The sequence below is a fragment of the Glutamicibacter sp. BW78 genome (genome assembly GCF_002332245.1).
Taxonomy (GTDB): domain Bacteria; phylum Actinomycetota; class Actinomycetes; order Actinomycetales; family Micrococcaceae; genus Arthrobacter_H; species Arthrobacter_H rhombi_A.
Genome location: NZ_NRGU01000031.1, coordinates 273591 through 292998, shown reverse-complemented (window position 1 = coordinate 292998; position 19408 = coordinate 273591). Strand labels below are relative to the sequence as shown.

Genomic DNA, 19408 nt, shown 5'->3' with positions numbered 1-19408 from the left:
AGATTGAATGAAATTTTATATGCAGCATAGTCTCCGGGGAAACCGTCTCCGCGCAAGCTCCGCATGTCAGAGAGGAACCGTCCAGTGAATAAATCTGAGCGCAAGGCGCTGATCACGTTGCCCATCGTGCTGATCATCGCAGCCTTGCTTGCTGCTGCTGGCAGCAGTGGCGGTGTCACTCTGGGAGTAATCCCCGTCTTTGCCCTGGCCGTGGGCATGGCCATCGTGATTCAGTGGATAGCTTTTATTCCTGCTTTTCTGGCCCAGACGGAAAAGTACTACGACCTCACCGGCATGTTGAGCTATGTCACCATTACGGTCATGATTCTCCTGGCCCTTCCAGATATCGACGCGCGTTCGCTGATCTTGGCCACCATGGTTCTCATCTGGACGCTGAGGCTCGGACTCTTCTTGTTCCGTCGCATTAGCCGGGCTGGCAAGGATGATCGGTTTGATGAGATCAAGCCCTCCTTCGTCAGGTTCTTGAGCACGTGGACGCTCCAGGGGCTGTGGGTCACCTTCACCGCGGCGGCGGCGTGGGTTGCCATGACCTCCGAAAATAGAGTTGCCGTGGACGGGTTCGCACTCGTTGGCGTCCTGGTGTGGATGCTCGGATTCGGTCTGGAAGTGGTGGCCGATCAGCAGAAATCACGGTTCAACGGCAACCCATCGAAAAAGGGTGGATTCATTTCCACCGGTTTGTGGTCCACCTCGCGTCACCCCAACTACTTCGGTGAGATCTTGCTGTGGATCGGCGTCGCCATCGTCGCTTTCCCCGTGCTTCAAGGGTGGCAGCTGGTGGCCTTGATCTCCCCGGTCCTTGTCATTCTGCTCCTGACCAAAGTCAGCGGGGTCCCGCTGTTGGAAAAGAAATCCGATGCCAAATGGGGTGGCCAAGCTGACTACGAGGCCTATAAGGCCAGGACCCCAGTCTTGATTCCTAAAATCTGGTAGCCGACTCCAAGGTGCCCAAGGCCCTGATCCGCGGAATCGCCTCGACCCGGCAGGAAAATTTGCGGCGTCGTTCGGGGTCTTGCGGTGTCTGAGTCACCCGACTAGTCCAGAGGACCGTCGGGTGACCTGACACCACCCTAGGACTTGGTGGTGTAGTTGCTTTGGCGTTCCAGAATGGTGGTCACCGTGGTTTCGTGCCACACCGTGGAGTCCGTGAAACAGGTGACGACCTTCCACCCGGACAGGGCATGCTCGTTGAGACTGGCTTCAAGATCCGAGGGTTTGAAGTCGGGGTAGTCCTTGATCTTGTCGGTGATGACTTTATATTCATGCATGGCCGGTCCTCCTCGTGGCGAGTGGCGGAGCCCGCTGACGCCCCGGCGTCGTGGAGAACACGTCGAACGTGTGGGTCCACCACGAGAACCGTGTTCTGCAGGGCGACGGCTCTTAACCCATTAACCAACTTCCCCGTGCCAAAGTCCAGAGCTCATCTGGTGCGGGGAGAACCGCTGGCCGGTGGGCCGGTCAGATGATGATGCGCAACGGTTCTTCGAGGGTGCGTTTGAGATCTCGGAGGAAGGCCGCCGAGACGGCTCCATCCAAGACCCGGTGATCTGAGGTGAGCGTGATCTTCATGATCTGGCGGGTGGAGAGCTGGCCGTCCTGCACGAAGGGCTCCTCGGTGGTGGCACCCACCGCCAGGATCGCTGCCTCGGGAGGGTTGATCACCGCGGTGAAATTGTCGACCCCGAACATGCCCAGGTTGCTGATCGAGAAGGTCCCGCCACTGAATTCCGCGGGGGTCAGCTTGCCGTCCCTGGCCTTCATCGCCAGCGCACGGGTTTCGCTGGAAATCACCTCCAGGCCCTTGGTCGCTGCGTCGCGGATCACGGGAACGATCAGCCCGTCATCCAGGGCCACCGCCACCCCGATATGTGCGCGGGGGTGCTGCAGAATCTTATCCCCGGCCCAGGAGGCGTTGACCTGCGGGTGGTCCTCCAAGGTGAGTGCGCACGCCTTGACCAGCAGGTCGGTCACACTGATCTTGACTCCTGAATCGGCGAAGCGTTCATTGATCTCCGCGCGCAGGGTCATGAGTCGATCCATGGCCACCACGTGAGTCAGGTAGAAGTGTGGGGCGCTGGCGCTTTCGGTGAGCCGTTGGGCCATCACCTTGCGCATCATCGTCAGGGGAACCTCCACCGATTCAGACGGCTGCGTGCCGGTTGCACTCACCGGCGTGGAGTCCGCTGGCTGCCGCTGATGGGGGGCAGCGGAGGCCTGGGCGGCGACCGCAGCCTCGACGTCCGCCCTGACAATCCGCCCACCCGGGCCGGTTCCCGTGATTTCCGCCGGGTCGATGCCGTGTTGTTCGGCAACACGGCGGGCCAGCGGGGAGGCAAGAAGACGCCCGCTGCTGGAACCGGCAGGGGACTGCCGGTCCGTCGAGCCCGCCGGCGTGCGGGGCTGCGCCGGCGGTGCGGCAGGAACGTGCTCGGAGGCCGGGCTGGGTTCCGTGGGGGGCGGGCTGCTCGAGGACGCGGCGGCCTGTGCGCCGGTGGTTCCGCCACCGCTGTCGCCGGCGGCACCGGCACCGATGAAGGCGACAGGTTCCCCGATGGGCACCATCGTCCCCTCTTCGACGAGGAGTTTCTCCAAAATGCCCTCGTCGAAGGCCTCGAGATCCATGGTGGCCTTATCGGTGTCGATTTCGGCGATCACGTCGCCTTCACGCACCGTATCGCCCACTTTTTTGACCCAACGGCTGAGGACACCTTCTTGCATGGTGTCGGACAGTCGGGGCATGTTCACCTCGGGCATCGCGGTCTCCTATCCTGTGAAGCTGGTGGCGGCGAGAAGTTCGCGGACGACCCGGATCAGGTCCTTCGCGGTCGGCAGTGCGGCACTTTCCAGGGGCTTCGCGTAGGGAAGCGGGATTTCGGCCGCCGCCACCCGTCTCACCGGGGCGTCGAGGTAGTCGAAGGCCCCCTCCATGAGGGTTGCCGAGATTTCGGCGCCGATGCCATAACTGAGGCAGTCGTCCTCGAGCACGACGGCCCGGCTGGTCTTGCGCACCGAGGCACAGACGGTTTCCCGGTCCAGGGGGCGCAGGCTGCGCAGATCCACCACTTCGAGCGAAATGCCTTCCTCCTCCAGCTGCCGGGCCACCTCGAGAGCCACGGTGGTGGCCCGGGAGTAGGTGATGACGGTGAGGTCGCTGCCGGCTTTGGCGATGGCAGCCTTGCCGATTTCGGCGACGTTGTCCCCGTCGGGAACCTCACCGCGAGTGTTGTAGAGCGCCAAGTTCTCCAGGAAGATCACCGGGTCGTTATCGCGGATCGATGCGACCAGCAGGGCCTTGGCGTCCGCGGGTGTGGAAGGAGCCACGACCTTGAGCCCGGGGATATGGGCGTACCAGACCTCCAGGTTTTGGGAGTGGGTGGCGGCCAACTGTTGGCCACCACCGCCGGGCATCCGAATCACCAGGGGGACGGCGCTCTGGCCGCCGAACATGCCGTGGATCTTCGCCGCGTGGTTCACGATCTGGTCGATGGCTATCAGGGAGAAGTTCAAGGTCATGATCTCCACCACCGGACGCATTCCGAGCATCGCGGCACCGACGGCGGCGCCCACGAACCCCTCTTCGGCAATGGGGGTGTCCAGAACTCGGCGGGGACCAAACTCGGTCAAGAGCCCGGCGGTGATCTTATAGGAACCCTCGAAGAGGCCGATCTCCTCGCCGATCAGCAGGACGTTCTCGTCGCGGGTCAACTCGGAACGCAAGGCGTCGTTCAGGGCCTGCCGGTAGGTGGTGACGGTCATCTGGACTCCTTCTTCGCCGGTCATGGCATGCCGATCACTGGTTGTCCGGGCAGGGTGTCCGGTGCATTGGCGACGGGGGTGGCATAGGCGTAGTCGAAGAGCTGATCGGGGGTTGGATCGGGGCTGGCATCGGCGAAGGCCACCGCTGCCTCGACCTCCTCGCGGGCTTCGGTGTCGATTTGTTGTGCCACGGATTCCTCCAGCACCCCCGATGCCACCAGCTGCTGACGGAAGGCGGGGACCGGGTCAGCTGCCTGGGCTTCCTCGACATCCTCGCGGGAGCGGTATTGTGCTGGGTCGACCACCGAGTGACCACGCAACCGTGAACTCATCAGCTCCAACAGGAACGGTTGGCGTTCGTGGCGGGCCCGCTCCAGGGCCCTGTTGGCCGCATCCCTGACGGCGACCACGTCATTGCCGTCCACCCGTTCACCGGGGATGCGGTAGGAGCAGCCGCGTTTATATAGTTCGGGTTCACCGGCGGCGGCATCGACCGTGGTGGCCATGCCCAATCCGTTGTTGATGATCACGTAGACGATCGGCAGGTTCCAGACGGAGGCCAGGTTCAACGATTCGTGGAAGGCACCGATATTGGTGGTTCCATCGCCCATCTGGCACATGACGACTTCAGCGTCCGGGCCCGGTGCGCTGCGATAGGTCAACGCCAAGGCGGCCCCGGTGGCGGGAGGAAGCTGTCCACCCACAATGCCGTAACCGCCCAGCATGCGGGTTTCGGTGTCGAACATGTGCATGGAACCGCCGCGGCCCTTGGAAACCCCGGTGCTTTTGCCGAACAGCTCGGCCATCACCGCGCCGGTACTCATTCCGCGCGCCAGGGCATAACCGTGGTCGCGATAGTTGGTAAACAGGTAGTCACGGGGTTGGAGCGCGGTCATCAGGCCCACCACGCTGGCTTCCTCACCCAGGTTGAGGTGGCAGTACCCGCCGATCTTCGCCCGCTTATACATCTGGTCGGCCGTCAGCTCGAATCTGCGGATCAGTGCCATCTGCCGGTAATACCCGATCAGCGTCTGCGGGTCTTCCTCCCCGGCGGTGCGCTGTTGCGTCCGATCAACCATCATGTTCCTCCGTTGCTGGCCTGCCTCCATGCCGTCGTCACTTTTGTGGTTAGGGGCCGGGAGGCTGTTCCTGAAGTCTGAAGCTGCCGGATCCCCCGCAGGTGGGGCAGGTTTCGGGGGCTTCCATCCCACGGGCCGGCTCGCCGCAGGTTCCACACACCCATTCGGTGGTCAGCAGGGCCACGATGTCGCGGCGGCTGACGATTCCTGCCAGCCGTCCGGTGTCCAGCACGGGAAGACGGCGCAGCCGCTGATCCACCAGCAGGGCCCGGATATCGGAGATCGGTGTGTCGACGGAAACGCTGATGACCCCGGGGCTCATCACCTCGGCGGCGGTCCGCCCGGGTTTGGCGAGCACATCGTATTCGCTGACCAGCCCCAGCACATGCCCGGGATCTTCCACGACGGGCAGAGCACTGATCCGGTGCCGACCCAGCAGGGCGGCGATTTCTTCGACGGGCGTGTCACGGGAAACCGTGAACACGGGAGTGCTCATAATGTCGGCGGCCGTGGTGGGAATTCGCGTCCCGGCCGAGTCAAGATGCTCGGAAGCATCCTGGGAAACGCCGGTGCCCTGAGGTTCGCTCATACCCCCAGTGTGCCCTCACCCGTCGTGACTGGCCAGCAAAGGTGAGGGAAAGACCATCGCGGGCGGTGAAACCCGCAGCTGGAGCCGCCCCTCGGGGGACTGGCTCCACCACCCGGGTCTTCGTGGTCCAACCCGTCGGTGGTGCTCGATAGTCTAGGTTCATGCGGATTCTGCACACCTCCGACTGGCATCTGGGCCGGTCCTTCCACGGCGCCGGACTCCTGGACGCCCAACGTGGTTTCGTTGATGCCCTGCTCACAACGGTGAAGGACGAACGGGTTGACGTGGTCCTGATCGCCGGGGACGTCTACGATCGCGCCCTGCCCTCCGTCGATGCGGTCACCGTGTTCGACGACGCCATTGTGCGGTTACGCGATGCGGGGGCCACCGTCGTGGCCACCAGCGGCAACCACGATTCGGCCCTGCGACTGGGCTTCGGCTCGCGCCTGCTCGAACGCGCCGGACTGCACCTGCGCACCCGCCTCGCGGACCTCGACACCCCGGCCCTGGTGGAGGGCGAGGATTTCACCTTGGCCATCTACGGGTTGCCCTACCTTGAACCGCGGATGGTCGCCGAGCAGTTGGGCGTTGAGGCCCCCGGACATCAGCCGGTGGTCCGGGCGGCGATGGGCCGGGTTCGTGCCGATCTGGCTACGCGGAGGGAAGGAACCGGGACGCCCATCCGCTCCATCGTCATGGCCCACGTTTTTGCAGCCACGGGCCTCTCGAGTGATTCGGAACGCGAATTGAGCATCGGCGGGCTGGACATCGTTCCGATCGAAGAGTTCGACGGCTTGGACTACGCCGCCTTGGGACACCTGCATGGTCGCCAACGCCTCGCCGAAACGGTCCGCTATTCGGGTTCACCGATCGCCTACTCCTTCTCCGAAGCAAACCACCGCAAGGGGGCCTGGTTGCTGGAGGTCACCGCCGAAGGCATCACCTCCATCGACGCCGTGGACTGGCCCGCCGCCACCGAGCTGCGCATTCTGCGGGGCCCCCTGGAGGAACTCCTGGCCGACCCGGGCCTGGCAGGTGCCGAAGAAGCCTGGTGCCAGGTGACGCTGACGGACCGTGATCGTCCCTCCCAGGCGATGGAACGGCTGCGAACCCGCTTCCCGAACACCCTGGTCCTGAACTTCGAACCCGAGGGCCGCCCGGCAGAGGTCACCCGCAGCTACCGCGACCGGCTGGCTGCGGCGGAGAGCCCGTTGGAGGTCTGCACCGGATTCATCGACCATGTCCGCCAGCGCCCGCCCTCGGAGGCGGAGGCCGAATTGCTGGGCCGGATCCTTCAGCAGGCCACCAGCGGGAAGGTGGAACGATGAGAGTCCACCACCTGCAGATCGCCGCATTCGGGCCGTTCGCCGCGCGGCAGGATATCGACTTCGACGAACTCTCCGCGGCTGGCTTATTCCTGCTCAACGGTGAAACAGGTGCCGGCAAAACCAGTATCCTCGACGCGATTTGCTACGCACTGTATGCCGGGCTCCCGGGGGCACGGGAAGGCACCAAATCGCTGCGCAGCGATCATGCGGGACCAGCCGATGAGCCGGAAGTCGTCCTGGAATTCAGTACCGGCGGACGCCGCTTCGAGGTTCGTCGATCACCGGCCTGGCAGCGCCCTTCCAAACGCGGGACAGGGAAGACCACCACGGCCCAGGCCCAGAGCCGGCTCCGCGAACTCGTGGAGGGCCAGTGGAAGGAAATTTCCACCCGCAACGACGAGGTCTCCGCCGAATTACGGGGAGTCATCGGCTTGGGCAAGGACGAATTCACCCGCGTCGCCATGTTGCCCCAGGGCGCTTTCGCCGCCTTCCTGCGCGCCAAGGACAAGGAACGCGAAGAGCTCCTCAAGAAACTCTTCGACACCGGTCTCTACGACAGCGTCGAAGCGCTGCTCGCCGAGGAACTCGCGATGGCTAGAACGGCAGCCGAAGAGGCCGACCGCGCCCGCAGTGAAGCCGTCGACCAGTTGATCGAAGACGCCACCGCATCCCTTTCCAACGACGACGGAGTCTCCCCGTTTGCCGCCGATACGGTCGATAGCGAAGAGGGTACGGCGCCCGACATGACGCCGGAAGAGCTCTCCAGCAAGGAACTGCTGACGCTACTGGAGACACGGTTGCAGGAAAGCACGGCACGTTCGAGCACCGAACGGACGGCGGCAGATGCCGCCGCGACGCAGGCCCGAACCGCCGCCAGCGAACTCGCTGCAGCCGCCGAACGCCACCGGGCGTTGGCCGAACTGGACCGGCTGCGCGCCACCCATGCCGAGAGCGGCGAGCGGATGGCTGCCGTGGCCGCCAAAGTGTCCTTGGATGAGCAGGCAGCGGCTCTTCAGCCCAGCGACAAGGCACGACGCCGGGCAACACAAGCTGTCCAGGACGCCGACCAGGCGCTGGAATCCGTCCGCGAGGCCGCAGGCCGTGGGCTGGCCGCCGACTACCTGGCCGCGGCAGCGGAACCGGGCGTGCTCACCGAAACGGACGCCGCAACCGATGCTGGGCCGGCGGAGACCGAAGCTGCAGAACTGTCGCAACGCGCCGCCGAGGCCGCTTCGCGCATCACCGGCGACGCTGCCGTGCTGGAGGCTGCCCTGCCCGAAGAGCGCGAACTGAGCGAACACAACACTGAACTGGACAAATCCCAGGCTGACCTTGAACTGCGGAGGACGGCACAGGCCGAGAAACTGCGTGAACAAGAGGCGCTCGGGGACTCACTGCCGCGACTGCGGGAGGCAGCCGAAGCCCTCTCCGGGACGGCCGGCACGCTGCCGACGCTCACCGCCACACGGGACGACGCGGCGCACCGGGTGGCAGCCGTCGCGGCCCGCCAGGCCGCCGAAACCGCGGCAACCCAAGCCCATACTGTGTGGGCCCAGGCCAAGGACGAACAACTGGCAGGCCGTGAACGGCTGCTGGACCTGGGACGGACCCGGCTGGCCCAGGCGGCTGCGGCCTTGGCCCGGGAACTGGTTCCGGGGCAGGCCTGCCTGGTCTGTGGCTCGGCCGAGCACCCGGCTCCGGCCAGGGTAGCGGACGGTGAACTCGTCGAAGAAGAGGACGAGGAGAGCGCCCGTCAGCTGGCTGCCGCTGCCGATGCTGCCGAAACCGAGGCGGCCTCCCGGCTCCATGCAGCCCGCGAGGCAGCCTCCCGGGCCGCGGGGCAGGCGGGGGAGTCCACCGCCGAACAGGCCGACCAAGCCCTCGCCGATGCCAACCAAGCATTGGCGGAGGCTACCGAGTCCGCGGCGCAGGCCCAACGCGCCCGAACGGCGGTTGAAGAGGCCAGCGAAAAGTTTGAGCGCCTGCGCACGAACAACACCGCCGAAGCCACGGCACTGACCGTCTTGGCCGGAAGTATCGAACAGCTCGGCATACGAATCACCACCCTCGAATCCCGGCTGAAACGGCTGCGAGGCGAGGAAGGATCCTTACGGTCCCGCCACGAACTGCTGGTGGGTGCCAGGGGACTGCTCGAGGAACTAGCCCGGGCAGCCCGTGCGCTCGACAGTGCCCGCCGTGCCGCCGACACGGCCACCGCTACCTGGGAAACCGAACGCCATGCTGCCGGGTTCCACGACGACGCCGCCTGGGCCGCGGCACTTCTGGACCCGGAGGCACGGGCCGGCGCACAGGCCCAGATCGCCGAACACACGGCCGAGGGCGTACGGATCGACACCCTGGCGGGAACCGAAGCCGTAGCCCGGGCCAAAACCGAGGTGGAAGAGGGGTTCTCGGTCCCTGGCCAGGAGGAACTGGCCGAAGCCCAGGCCACGGCCGCCGAAACGGCCACGGCACGTGACACGGTGCTCGAACGCGACGCCGTCCTGCGCTCCTATGCCTCACGCTTCGGACGGCGCAGCGAACGCCTCCGTGAACTCGAGACCAGCCAAGGCGCCGTGCTGGAACGCTATGCGCGGGTGAAGTCGATGGCCGATATCGCCCGGGGGTTGGGGGAGAACCGGTTCAAGATGACCTTGTCCACCTACGTTTTGGCTGCCCGGCTGGAAGCCGTGGCGGCCGCCGCGACCGAACGCCTCCTGGTCATGAGCGCCGAACGCTATTCGCTGGTCCACGACGACAGCCCCAAGGGCAACGCAAAATCCGGTCTGGGACTGCATGTGCTCGACGCCTGGACCGGCCAGCGCCGCGACACCCAGACGCTTTCCGGTGGGGAGTCCTTCATGGCCTCGTTGGCGTTGGCCCTGGGTTTGGCCGATGTCATCCAACAGCAGTCGGGAGGCATCGACATCGAGACCCTTTTCGTTGACGAAGGGTTCGGTTCCCTCGACGAGGGGGCACTGGAGACGGTGATGGATGCCCTCGACGGGCTGCGTCGCGGTGGCCGGGTCGTCGGCCTCGTGAGCCACGTCGCCGAGATGAAACAACGTATCCCTGCCCAGTTGAGGGTCAGTAAGGAACGCACGGGTTCCACCACCGAAGTGGTTTTGGCCGACACGGTAGAATAGGGAGCGCAAAGGGTAGGGCGCTCCGGGTGGCTGGGACGGGCGCACCTTGGAGGACCCGTGAAATACATGAACACCGATCCCTCGGCGCCCACCACGGGCGCGCACCCCGCCACTGAAACCACCCCCCGCTCTCGTGGTAGTTTCCGCAGCCTGCTGGAACTGGCCGGTCCGGGATTCTTCCCGCTGGCTTTCTTCGCCCGACTGCCTCTGGCCATGCTCACCATCGGCACCCTGACACTGATCAGCACCGCGACCGGATCCTATGCCAGCGGTGGGATCGCTGCAGGGGCGGTAGGAGTTGGTTCGGCCATCGGTGCGCCGCTGATCGGTTACGCTGCGGACCGGTGGGGCCAACGGCCCGTCCTGCTCCCGGTGGCCTTGCTCCACGCACTCGTCGTTGCGGTGCTCATCCTGGCCGGCATCGGAATCATCGACTCCGAATCCCTGCTCCTGGTCATCGTGATCTCCTTCGCTGCCGGGGCCAGTTGTCCGCAAGTCGGCCCGCTGGCCCGCGTGCGTTGGATGGCCCTGACCCAGGGGCGCTCCCGGGGCCGACGGGAACTCGAAACAGCACTGAGCTACGAAAGCACCGTCGATGAACTGACCTTCGTGATGGGACCGGCGCTCGTCGGCGTGCTGGCCTCACTCGCGGCGCCCTGGTTACCGCTGGCCTTGGCCGCCGTCTTGACCGCGGTTCTGGTTCCGGCCTTCGCGGTCCACCCGACCTCCCACGCCATCGAACTGCAGGATTCCGGCGCCGAACCAGTCCCTGGATCCGGATGGATCCCGGCCCGCGTGGTGCGCGTGGGTCTGTGTGTACTGGGGATGACGGGGATGGGGACCCTCTTCGGTTCAGTCTCTGCCGGGGCCGTGTCCTATGCGGGACTTTTCGGTCATGCCAGCGCCGGCGGACTGCTGTATGCCGCCTTGGGACTGACCTCGGCCATCGCCGCCCTGTCCGTCTCGCTGTGGCCACGTGGCTGGGCGCAACCGGTGCGCTGGGCGGCCTGTGCCTTGCTGCTGATTCCGCTGGCCCTGCTGCTGCAGGTTCCTGACACGATGGGCACCATGGTCGTGTTCCTGCTGCTGATCGGCCTACCGATCGGACCGATTCTGGTCACGATCTTTACCGTCGGAGGAGACGTGGCACCCATCGGCAGAATGGGCACCGTGATGACGATGCTCGCCAGCGGGATTGTCGTCGGCACCGCGATCGGCAACGGTTTCGCCGGGGTACTGGCCGATGTGGTGGGGCCGCAGGGGGCGTTCCTGGTCGCGGCGGCTGCCGCCGTCGTCCTCTTTGGCTCGGGTGCAGGAACCTACGCGCTGGGACGGGTGCGGCGCACCGACAGCGTTTAGCTGCCGGACCGGGCAACGACGATCAGCCCAGCGCCAGTTGGACCGTGGCCGCGGCGGTGGCCACGCGGTGGCCCACCGTATCGGCGTCCACCTCATGGGCCGCCGTGGCATAGACGACAGCTAACGCGGCAGGGGTCTGGCCGGGAACGTGAAGGGCCGCAGCGATGGAGGAAACTCCAGGGATGACCTCATCCAGGCTCGTGGCATATCCTGCCCTCCGGGCGTCGTCGGCGGCCGCACGCCACGGATGTTTCGGTGCCACCGCCTCCCATTCGGCGCGCGAATGCGCCGACTGGATCGCGATGCCCGGGGCGCCATGGGTTAACGGATGCCTCGAACCGGGACGCTGCATGACGGTGGCCGTGCTGTGTCGTGGTTCCACGGAGACCAAGGTGATGCAGTCCTCGTGGTCCCAGACGGCCAAAAATGCCGTCATCCCCAATTCGTTGGCCAGTGAGGTCAGTTCCGGCAGGGCGGCGCTTTGCAGATCGCGCTGGACTCCACGGGCCAAGGACGCCAGCCCCGGAGCCCCCTCGAGGCGGCCGGTGCTATCTCGACGGACCAGGGCATGATCTTCCAGGGTGCGCAGGATCCGGTAGGCGATGGAGCGGTGGACGCCCAACTCGTCAGCGAGTTCGGCGATCGTGGGAGGCTCGGAACGATCGGTGATGATTTCCAGGGCGCGGAGCCCCCGCGACAGGGTTTGCGCCGGGGAACCGGCCGTGGAACTCTCTGACACGGGTACCGCCTTTTCTGAGGGGCGGGGCGCGACCTCTTGTGCGCCGCAGGGGCCCGGGATACGTTTGAAGTAGTTCTCTCATAGAACTGGAAGTTCGAATATAGAACACCTGTGGTCGTGAAGGCAAGGTCCTGATCGCTGACGACGGAGGCTCGGACATGGACGTGGACCCGCAGGGCGAAGTAGCCGAAGGCGGCCTACCGCACCGGATCGAGACCACCGACCCGCGGCACTTCAGGGGCAGCCTGGGGCGCTTTGCCACCGGCGTGACCATCGTGACCTTCGATGGATCCACTAAACGCCACGGGATCACGGTGAACTCCTTCACCTCCGTGTCCATGGACCCCGCGCTGGTGCTGGTGAGTATCGCCCGCAGCACCCGCGCCCACGACGAGCTCGCTGACCGGCCCTTCACGGTGAACATCCTCGGCGCCGAACAACAGGCCTTGGCCCTGCACTTTGCCGGCAAGCCGGGACCGGACCCCGTTTGGGTCGAAGGCGAAACAGCGCCACGCCTCGCCGGCGTGCTGGCACATTTCTCCTGCGACCCCTGGGCCGCCTACGGCGGCGGGGACCACACCCTGTATCTGGGGGAGGTGAAGGACTTCAACTACCGCACCGGCGATGCGTTGGCCTTCGCCAATAGCGCCTTCACCACCATTCCGGGAAGCCAACTCGGGGTCGAAGAACTGCTCTAAGCCGTGCCGTCGTCATCTGGGCGAAATATGGGAAATGTTGACGAGAAATTGACGAACATATCGGTTACGATGAGATAGATCACACTTACCGTCCGTTCGGTCGGTTATGCACCTAGCGCAGAGAGCGCAGAACACTGGAGTTCGCATGTCCCTGTCAGCAGCAGCACCCACTGCAGCCACCCGGCGCGAGGAACGCAAGGTCCTGGCCGGAACCCTCGTCGGAACCACCATCGAATGGTACGACTTCTTCATCTACGCACAGGCCGCCGGTCTCGTCCTCGGTCCGTTGTTCTTCGCCCCGCTGGGGGAAACCGGTGCACAGCTGGCCTCCTGGGCCTCCATCGGCATCTCGTTCCTGTTCCGCCCGCTGGGCGCCATCGTCGCAGGCCATCTGGGCGACAAACTCGGTCGCAAGAAGATGCTGGTCTTCACCCTGATCATGATGGGGCTGGCCACGTCGCTGATCGGCGTACTGCCCACCCACGCACAGATCGGCGGATGGGCCGCCATCCTGCTGATCCTGCTGCGCGTCTTGCAGGGCTTCTCGGCAGGTGGCGAATGGGGCGGAGCCGCCCTGATGTCGGTTGAGCACGCACCGGATCACCGCCGCGGGTTCTTCGGCGCCTACCCGCAGATCGGTGTCCCCTGCGGCATGATCCTGGCGACCGGCACCATCTGGCTGTTGACCACCCTCATTGGTGAGCAAGAGTTCCTTTCCTGGGGCTGGCGCGTTCCGTTCCTGTTCTCGATCGTGCTGATCATCGTCGGCTACGTCATCCGCCGTTCGGTGGAGGAGTCCCCGGTCTTCGCTGCCTTGCAGGAGCGCAAGAAGGAGTCATCGGCACCGCTGAAGACGCTGTTCAAGCACAACACCCGTGAAGTGGTCCTCACCGCGCTGATCTTCATCGCCAACAACGCCGCCGGCTACCTGCTCATCGCCTTCTTCGCCACCTACGCGTCCAAGACGTTGGGGATGGACCGTGGCCCCGTGTTGCTGGCCACGGCGTTGGCCTCCTTCGGTTGGCTGATCTTCACCATGTATGGGGGCATCCTCTCCGACAAGATCGGCCGGGTGCGCACCTTCCAGCTCGGCTACATCCTGGTGGCTCTCTGGGCGGTACCGATGTGGTTCCTCATTGATACAGCCAACATCTACTGGTACTTCGTGGCGCTGTTCGTTCTGACCATCGGACTGGGCTTGTCCTACGGCCCGCAGTCGGCACTCTATGCCGAGATGTTCCCCGCCAGGGTTCGCTACTCAGGGGTCTCCATCGGCTACGCACTCGGTGCGATCCTCGGTGGTGCCTTCGCCCCGCTGATCGCGGCGCTGCTGCTGGAGAAGACCGGGCATTCCTGGAGCATCGGGATCTATGTGGTGGTCATCTCGATCATCTCCTTGATCGCCGTCTCCATGGTGAAGGAAACCCGCGGGGTCGACCTGATGGTTGAACACCACGTGGACTACGTCGAGAAGTAGAAACGCCGAGGACGACGACGGCCGCCCCACCTTCCGGATTCACTTCGGGGGTGGGGCGGCCGTCCTCGTGGGGGAGGGGTGTCATTTCGGCCATGGCAGGATGTAACCCACGAGCAACCAAGAGGGGGATTCCAATGGACCCGATGCGGGAAGTGCGGCTGGATGATGTCCGTGAGTCGGGCCCCGTCGAGCCCGGAGGTATCCGGAGGCCCCAATGGCGCCATCAGCTGTGGTGGGCCCTCGTCTTCACCGCGGTGGCCATCGCGCTGGTCGGCCCCGAGGCGTTGTTCTGGATGTTCCTCATTGCCGGAGTCGTGGGCACTATGACCGTCGAGCTCGTCAGATGGCGAAGGCGTCGAGCCACGGTGCGTGGCCTAGCCGCCCAGTAGGCGCAGCACGTCCTCGTCGCTGACCTGGGCGAAGTTGGCATAGAACTCACCGACCGCACCGAATTCTTCCGGCTGCAGCGGGCACACTAGTTCGTCGGCTACCGCTGCCAGTTGTGCGCACACCTCGGGTGGGCCCACCGGGGAAGCGACGATCACGCGGTTGGGGTTTCCTTGGCGGATGACCTTGATGGCCGCGAGCATTGACGCCCCGGTAGCCAGACCGTCATCGCACAGGATGACGTCTTGTTCGCCGACATCGATGCCGCGCCGGCGTAGATAGGAGAGCTGGCGGCGTCGTAGTTCCCTGGATTCGCGGTCCCGGACTTCATCCAGGGCGGCCTTGCTGCGTGTTTCCGGGGGAAGGGTGGCCAGAACCTCGTTCATCAGTACTTCGGCTTGATCCGGTCCGTGGGCGGCCAAGGCGCCGAAAGCGAGTTCCTTCTGGCCGGGGACGCCGAGCTTGCGCACAACCAGCGCGTCGAAGGGGGCATCGAGGATGCGGGCCACGGCCGCCGCAATCGGTACACCGCCACGGGCCAGGCCCAGCACGACGACGGAGTCAGATTGGTCTCGGTAGGTGTCCAGATGGCTGGCCAGATGGCGGCCTGCGTAGTCCCGGTCCGAAAAGGGACGGGCGTCTGATCGAAAGAGTCCCATGCCCTATTGTCGCCCGGAAGTTCTAGGGTGACCAGTCTCGGGCGTGGCGTCGAAACCGACTGCCCGATGGTCCGGGCTCCCGTGGGAGCGCTGCTCAGCCTGGGCAACGCCCCGGGCCTGATCGCGGTGCCAGCCGGTCAGTCCCACCCATAGCGGTTTGACCTGATTCGGTTCTGAATGCTCTGAAGCATCCGGAGGTTTTGCTGTGCGGCAACGTATGGCCACCTTCGGAGACATCCCGGAAGAGTCAACGCGAGGTCTACGTCATGTCACCAATTGGTGACATCATGGAGGCATGGAAACCAGAGGAATTGATGCCGCGATGGTAGGTGAACGCATTCGTTCCGCCCGCAAGCGGCGCGGCTGGACGCAGCTGGAACTGGCTAGGGAGGCAGGGGTTTCCAGGAAATTCCTTGGTGACCTCGAGGCTGGCCACCCCGGCGCCTCGCTGGGCTTGACTCTCATTGTCCTGAACAAGCTGGATTTGAACGTCACTGCAGGCCCTCCCGAGCGCGACTTCAGGATCGACTTCGAGTCCACATTGTCCCGGGGCGACTACGAATTTGCCTTGCGCCTTCTGGGGGAGTACGCCCAACGGGTCGTCGAAGAGGGGCCGTCCATGATGATCACCCGGGCGCCGCGGATCAAGGATCAGGCCTACCGTGCCGCGCTTGCCGCCATCACCCGTTGGGCAGCAGCCAAGGTTGGTTCGTGCTCTCCCCGATGGGCCAAGGACTCGAAGCCGGCATCCAGCCCGATGTTCCCCTCAGAGAAACTCCACCCCATGGGCGAGGCGATGAAGGACCTGGTCCGACGGGAGACACCTCGTGAATTGGCTTCCATGAACGTCTGGATGCGGGAGAGGGACCTGACTCGCGCATGAGCATGCCGGGATTCACCCGAGAAGCAATCCTTGGGCTACTCGTTGAGCTCGAATCCCGGCTCGAGAAGCGTGGCGTCGCCATGGACATTCAGATCGTTGGCGGTGCCGCGCTGATCTTTCACGGTCTATTGGAACGCTCGACCGAGGACATCGACGCCCGGTACTCCAACAAGATCATCGACGAGGTCGCCACAGAAATGGCCGCTGAGGACGTGCTGCCAGCGCGTTGGTTGAATTCCCATGCCACGGCTTTCATCCCGGACGGTGCCGAGTGGGCCGCGAACATTCCTGGAACACCTGCCGCCGTATCGCTGGCTGACTTGCCAACGCTGGCCGCCATGAAACTCGCAGCTGAACTTAGCAAGGATATCGAGGACCTCGGACGCGTGGCCAGCGCACTGGATATAGACACTCCCGAGGAGCTCGTTGATCTCGCCTACGAGAAGTACGGCGAAGAATCCATCTCCTGGTCAGCAGGACGAGAAAACTACTTGATCGTCGCCGGAGAGGCTCTCGCGGCAGCCCGGGCATTTCGCGTTCGCGGAGACTACCGGCCCTAGTCCGGTTCCGCGTCGATCATCCAAGCCTGCTTTTTCACCAAGTAATGTCCACCAACGTGGATCGAGTTGGGCAACGCACCGGACCTGTGAGTGCTTGAATGGTGCTGTGACCCCTTCCCCTGCCGACCCCGACGAGACGCCTTATGTTCCGGATCCGCGCCGTTGGCGCATCCTCATCGTCCTGCTGGTCACGATGTTCATGTCGTTGGTCGGCGTCAGCATCGTCAATGTTGCCCTGCCCTCCATCCAATCCGGCCTCGACGCCTCGCAATCGGATCTTCAGTGGGTCCTCTCGGGCTACGCCCTGACCTTCGGTGTCGTGTTGGTCGCCGCCGGCCGTGCCGGGGACATCCTGGGCCGGGGGCCGTTGTTCCTGGCCGGGGTCACGGTCTTTACCCTTTCGGCGGTCGCTGCCGGCCTGGCCCCGGACCCGACGAGCCTGAACATTGCCCGGTTCGTCCAAGGCGTCGGCTCCGGGCTGCTGAACCCCCAGGTCGTGGGGATGATCCAGCAATACTTCAGGGGCCGCGAACGCGGGAGGGCCTTCGGGGCCCTGGGCAGCGTGGTCGGGGTCTCGGTGGCCTTCGGGCCGTTGATGGGCGGCCTGATCATTGAGACCTTCGGTGCCGAAACCGGGTGGCGTTGGACCTTCCTGGTCAACGTTCCGGTGGGGATCGTCGCGGTGGTGCTGGCGCTTAAATGGTTCCCGCGGCCACTCCTGATCCGTCGCAATGCGGCACCGAAGACCGGCAAGGAACTCTCGAGCGTTCAACCGAAACAAAAATTCGATTTGGACCCGGTGGGTGCTCTGCTGTTGGGGTTCAGCGTGTTGGGTCTGCTGCTGCCCTTCGTCGAATCGGAGGGTTCGGCCTGGGCGTGGCTGCTCCTCCCGGTGGGAATGGCCCTGCTGGGACTGTGGATCATGTGGGAGCGGTCCTATAAGCAGCGCGGCGGTAGCCCCATGGTCGATTTGGAACTCTTCAGGACCCGCAGCTTCACCTTGGGGACCATTATTGCCGGACTGTACTTCCTGGGGGTGACGAGCGTCTGGGTGCTGATCGCCCTCTACGTGCAGGACGGGTTGGGGCTCAGCGCCCTCCAGACGGGCCTGCTGGGGCTTCCCGCGGCACTGCTGGCAGCGGTGAGCTCGAACTGGGCCGGGAAACGGGTCATGGATTTCGGGCGGAAGATCGTGATCGGCGGCATTATCAGTGCCTTCGTGGGGCTGGTGCTCACGGTACTGGTCGTCCAACTGGAAGCGGCAGGCATCCTGAGCATCTGGTGGCTGTTGGGTTCCATGTGCTTTGTGGGCCTGGGGCAGGGGTCAATTATTTCCCCCAACCAGGCGCTGACCCTGGCCGAGGTCCCGCAGGAATATGCCGGCAGCGCCGGGGGAGTGCTGCAAACCGGCCAGCGCATCGGGACCGCTGTGGGGCTGGCCCTGGTTACTGCCGTGTTCTTCGCGATCCTGGCGCTCACGGACTGGACGACGGCCTTCACCGCGGCATTCTCGGTGATCGGGATCGTGGTGCTGGTGACCCTATCGGTCGCCGTGGCAGACGAAAAGCGGCGCAGCAGGCTCTAAGCCTGCCGCGCCGCCGTGGGGCCTGCCGCTGCTAGAGCTGGTGGCCCATCTTGAAACCGACGTCCTCGCCCGGCTCCTCGGTTGCTCCGACACCGGGAACCCGGGTGTAAGAGAAACCATCGGCACCGACGGTCACCGCCATCTCGGACTTGTCCTCACGGATGGTGACCGGCTGCGGGTTGCCGTCCAGGTCCAGGACCAGGGAGGCCTCGGTGTACCAGGAGGGGACCACTGCGTTGCCCCACCAGTCGCGACGCTGGTTATCGTGCACATCCCAGGTGATCGTGGGGTTATCGGGATCCCCGGTGTAGTAGTCCTGCGTGTAGATCTCGATCCGGTGGTCGTCCGGATCCAGGATGTACAGGTAGAAGGCGTTGGACACCCCATGCCGGCCGGGGCCGCGTTCGATCCTGTCGGAAATGCGCAGGGCGCCCATCTTGTCGCAGATCTGGATGATGTTGTGCTTCTCGTGGGTGGCGAAAGCGACGTGGTGCATCCGCGGTCCATCCCCACCGGTCAGGGCCGTGTCATGGACCGTCTGCTTGCGGTGCATCCAGGCCGCATAAGTGACGCCATCGGCGTCTTGGATGTCCTCCGAGACGCGGAAGCCCAGCCCCTCCAGGTAGTCGCGGCCCCGCGGGACATCGGGGGTGACCTGGTTGAAGTGGTCCAGACGAACCAGCTCACCGGCGGAGTAGAGGTCGTAGCGCTGGTGCAGACGCTCGACATGCTCGACGTCGTAGAAGAACTCGTAGGGGAAACCCAGCGGGTCCTCCACCCGGACCGAGTCGCCGATGCCCCGGACGAACCCGTCCTGGCGGCGTTCGGTGCGGCAGCCGAGTTCCTTGAAGTAGGCCTCGGCGGCGTCGACCTCTGCCGGTGACTTCACCCGGTAGGCGAAGGCTGCCACGGCGGCCACCGGCCCCAGAGTCAGCACCAGGTTGTGGTGGATGAACTCCTCGAAGGAACGCAGGTAGATGGCGTGCTCGTCCTCGTAGGTCACGTGCAGGCCCAGCAGGTCCACATAGAATTCGCGGGAGCGGGCCAGATCGGTGACCACGATCTCCATATAGGCACAGCGCACGATATCCGGTGCGGGAACTGAGGTGGTGACGGTTGAGATGCTCATGATGGTTCCTTAG

At 64.8% G+C, this 19408-nt stretch carries 18 protein-coding genes; 10 read left to right on the top strand and 8 right to left on the bottom strand.

Going from position 1 to position 19408, the window contains the following annotated elements; genetic code table 11:
• The first annotated feature begins 84 nt into the window (after positions 1-84).
• Positions 85-954, top strand: a complete 870-nt coding sequence (locus CIK75_RS08075) for a DUF1295 domain-containing protein (protein WP_096223574.1) — start codon at positions 85-87, stop codon at positions 952-954.
• A gap of 137 nt (positions 955-1091) precedes the next feature.
• On the opposite strand, the gene CIK75_RS08070 is transcribed toward CIK75_RS08075, so the two are convergent.
• The 5 genes from CIK75_RS08070 to CIK75_RS08050 form a co-directional block, all read right to left on the bottom strand.
• Positions 1092-1289, bottom strand: a complete 198-nt coding sequence (locus tag CIK75_RS08070) for a DUF4177 domain-containing protein (protein WP_086998421.1) — start codon at positions 1287-1289, stop codon at positions 1092-1094.
• A gap of 190 nt (positions 1290-1479) precedes the next feature.
• Complete coding sequence (locus CIK75_RS08065) at positions 1480-2775, bottom strand: pyruvate dehydrogenase complex dihydrolipoamide acetyltransferase (protein WP_198962412.1); 1296 nt, start codon at positions 2773-2775, stop codon at positions 1480-1482.
• Between the two features lie 9 nt (positions 2776-2784).
• Positions 2785-3777, bottom strand: a complete 993-nt coding sequence (locus CIK75_RS08060; RefSeq protein WP_086998424.1) for an alpha-ketoacid dehydrogenase subunit beta — start codon at positions 3775-3777, stop codon at positions 2785-2787.
• Positions 3778-3797: 20 nt separating this feature from the next.
• Positions 3798-4859, bottom strand: coding sequence for a pyruvate dehydrogenase (acetyl-transferring) E1 component subunit alpha (gene pdhA, locus CIK75_RS08055; protein WP_198962411.1), 1062 nt, complete (start codon positions 4857-4859; stop codon positions 3798-3800).
• Between the two features lie 46 nt (positions 4860-4905).
• Positions 4906-5445 (bottom strand): CBS domain-containing protein, encoded by a 540-nt coding sequence (locus CIK75_RS08050; RefSeq protein ID WP_096223572.1) that lies wholly within the window; start codon positions 5443-5445, stop codon positions 4906-4908.
• 161 nt (positions 5446-5606) lie between these two features.
• Here CIK75_RS08050 and CIK75_RS08045 point away from each other — a divergent pair, with 161 nt between their 5' ends.
• The 3 genes from CIK75_RS08045 to CIK75_RS08035 all read left to right on the top strand — a co-directional run bounded on the left by CIK75_RS08045 (position 5607) and on the right by CIK75_RS08035 (position 11278).
• A complete protein-coding gene (locus tag CIK75_RS08045; protein WP_096223571.1) occupies positions 5607-6773 on the top strand; it encodes an exonuclease SbcCD subunit D in 1167 nt (388 codons plus the stop codon).
• Positions 6770-9919 carry an SMC family ATPase gene (locus CIK75_RS08040; protein ID WP_096223570.1) on the top strand — a complete coding sequence of 1050 codons (3150 nt, stop codon included), beginning with the start codon at positions 6770-6772 and terminating at the stop codon, positions 9917-9919. The genes CIK75_RS08045 and CIK75_RS08040 overlap by 4 nt, the downstream gene beginning before the upstream one ends.
• A gap of 66 nt (positions 9920-9985) precedes the next feature.
• On the top strand, positions 9986-11278 hold the full coding sequence (locus CIK75_RS08035; RefSeq protein WP_086998738.1) for an MFS transporter: 1293 nt from the start codon (positions 9986-9988) through the stop codon (positions 11276-11278).
• A 22-nt stretch (positions 11279-11300) separates the two neighbouring features.
• Here CIK75_RS08035 and CIK75_RS08030 read toward each other — a convergent pair whose 3' ends face one another.
• Positions 11301-12017 carry a helix-turn-helix domain-containing protein gene (locus CIK75_RS08030; protein ID WP_086998439.1) on the bottom strand — a complete coding sequence of 239 codons (717 nt, stop codon included), beginning with the start codon at positions 12015-12017 and terminating at the stop codon, positions 11301-11303.
• A gap of 158 nt (positions 12018-12175) precedes the next feature.
• Between CIK75_RS08030 and CIK75_RS08025 the strand changes: the two genes are divergently transcribed.
• The 3 genes from CIK75_RS08025 (at position 12176) to CIK75_RS08015 (ending at position 14581) form a co-directional block, all read left to right on the top strand.
• A complete protein-coding gene (locus CIK75_RS08025; RefSeq protein WP_086998440.1) occupies positions 12176-12715 on the top strand; it encodes a flavin reductase family protein in 540 nt (179 codons plus the stop codon).
• Between the two features lie 145 nt (positions 12716-12860).
• Positions 12861-14192: an MFS transporter gene (locus tag CIK75_RS08020; RefSeq protein ID WP_086998443.1), complete on the top strand. Its 1332-nt coding sequence runs from the start codon at positions 12861-12863 to the stop codon at positions 14190-14192.
• A 134-nt stretch (positions 14193-14326) separates the two neighbouring features.
• A complete protein-coding gene (locus tag CIK75_RS08015) occupies positions 14327-14581 on the top strand; it encodes a hypothetical protein (protein ID WP_086998446.1) in 255 nt (84 codons plus the stop codon).
• Here the strand turns inward: CIK75_RS08015 and CIK75_RS08010 are convergent.
• The gene (locus tag CIK75_RS08010) at positions 14567-15238 is read right to left on the bottom strand and encodes a phosphoribosyltransferase family protein (RefSeq protein ID WP_086998448.1); all 672 of its coding nucleotides are present in this window, start codon (positions 15236-15238) and stop codon (positions 14567-14569) included. The two genes, CIK75_RS08015 and CIK75_RS08010, sit on opposite strands and share 15 nt — an antisense overlap.
• 295 nt (positions 15239-15533) lie before the next feature.
• Here CIK75_RS08010 and CIK75_RS08005 point away from each other — a divergent pair, with 295 nt between their 5' ends.
• The 3 genes from CIK75_RS08005 (at position 15534) to CIK75_RS07995 (ending at position 18266) form a co-directional block, all read left to right on the top strand.
• On the top strand, positions 15534-16121 hold the full coding sequence (locus CIK75_RS08005) for a helix-turn-helix domain-containing protein (protein WP_198962410.1): 588 nt from the start codon (positions 15534-15536) through the stop codon (positions 16119-16121).
• On the top strand, positions 16118-16681 hold the full coding sequence (locus CIK75_RS08000; protein ID WP_096223569.1) for a DUF6036 family nucleotidyltransferase: 564 nt from the start codon (positions 16118-16120) through the stop codon (positions 16679-16681). Before CIK75_RS08005 ends, CIK75_RS08000 begins: the two co-directional genes overlap by 4 nt.
• Before the next feature lie 193 nt (positions 16682-16874).
• Complete coding sequence (locus tag CIK75_RS07995) at positions 16875-18266, top strand: MFS transporter (protein WP_096223665.1); 1392 nt, start codon at positions 16875-16877, stop codon at positions 18264-18266.
• Between the two features lie 31 nt (positions 18267-18297).
• Here the strand turns inward: CIK75_RS07995 and hpaD are convergent, their stop codons facing one another.
• Positions 18298-19395: a 3,4-dihydroxyphenylacetate 2,3-dioxygenase gene (gene hpaD / locus CIK75_RS07990; protein ID WP_096223568.1), complete on the bottom strand. Its 1098-nt coding sequence runs from the start codon at positions 19393-19395 to the stop codon at positions 18298-18300.
• Between the last annotated feature and the right edge of the window lie 13 nt (positions 19396-19408).

Coding starts and splice junctions, on each gene's coding strand:
- CIK75_RS08070 (WP_086998421.1), bottom strand. CDS start 1,289: ATGCATGAATATAAAGTCATCACCGACAAGATCAAGGACTACCCCGAC.
- CIK75_RS08065 (WP_198962412.1), bottom strand. CDS start 2,775: ATGCCCGAGGTGAACATGCCCCGACTGTCCGACACCATGCAAGAAGGT.
- CIK75_RS08060 (WP_086998424.1), bottom strand. CDS start 3,777: ATGACCGTCACCACCTACCGGCAGGCCCTGAACGACGCCTTGCGTTCC.
- pdhA (WP_198962411.1), bottom strand. CDS start 4,859: ATGATGGTTGATCGGACGCAACAGCGCACCGCCGGGGAGGAAGACCCG.
- CIK75_RS08050 (WP_096223572.1), bottom strand. CDS start 5,445: ATGAGCGAACCTCAGGGCACCGGCGTTTCCCAGGATGCTTCCGAGCAT.
- CIK75_RS08045 (WP_096223571.1), top strand. CDS start 5,607: ATGCGGATTCTGCACACCTCCGACTGGCATCTGGGCCGGTCCTTCCAC.
- CIK75_RS08040 (WP_096223570.1), top strand. CDS start 6,770: ATGAGAGTCCACCACCTGCAGATCGCCGCATTCGGGCCGTTCGCCGCG.
- CIK75_RS08035 (WP_086998738.1), top strand. CDS start 9,986: ATGAACACCGATCCCTCGGCGCCCACCACGGGCGCGCACCCCGCCACT.
- CIK75_RS08025 (WP_086998440.1), top strand. CDS start 12,176: ATGGACGTGGACCCGCAGGGCGAAGTAGCCGAAGGCGGCCTACCGCAC.
- CIK75_RS08020 (WP_086998443.1), top strand. CDS start 12,861: ATGTCCCTGTCAGCAGCAGCACCCACTGCAGCCACCCGGCGCGAGGAA.
- CIK75_RS08015 (WP_086998446.1), top strand. CDS start 14,327: ATGGACCCGATGCGGGAAGTGCGGCTGGATGATGTCCGTGAGTCGGGC.
- CIK75_RS08010 (WP_086998448.1), bottom strand. CDS start 15,238: ATGGGACTCTTTCGATCAGACGCCCGTCCCTTTTCGGACCGGGACTAC.
- CIK75_RS08005 (WP_198962410.1), top strand. CDS start 15,534: ATGGAAACCAGAGGAATTGATGCCGCGATGGTAGGTGAACGCATTCGT.
- CIK75_RS08000 (WP_096223569.1), top strand. CDS start 16,118: ATGAGCATGCCGGGATTCACCCGAGAAGCAATCCTTGGGCTACTCGTT.
- CIK75_RS07995 (WP_096223665.1), top strand. CDS start 16,875: ATGTTCATGTCGTTGGTCGGCGTCAGCATCGTCAATGTTGCCCTGCCC.
- hpaD (WP_096223568.1), bottom strand. CDS start 19,395: ATGAGCATCTCAACCGTCACCACCTCAGTTCCCGCACCGGATATCGTG.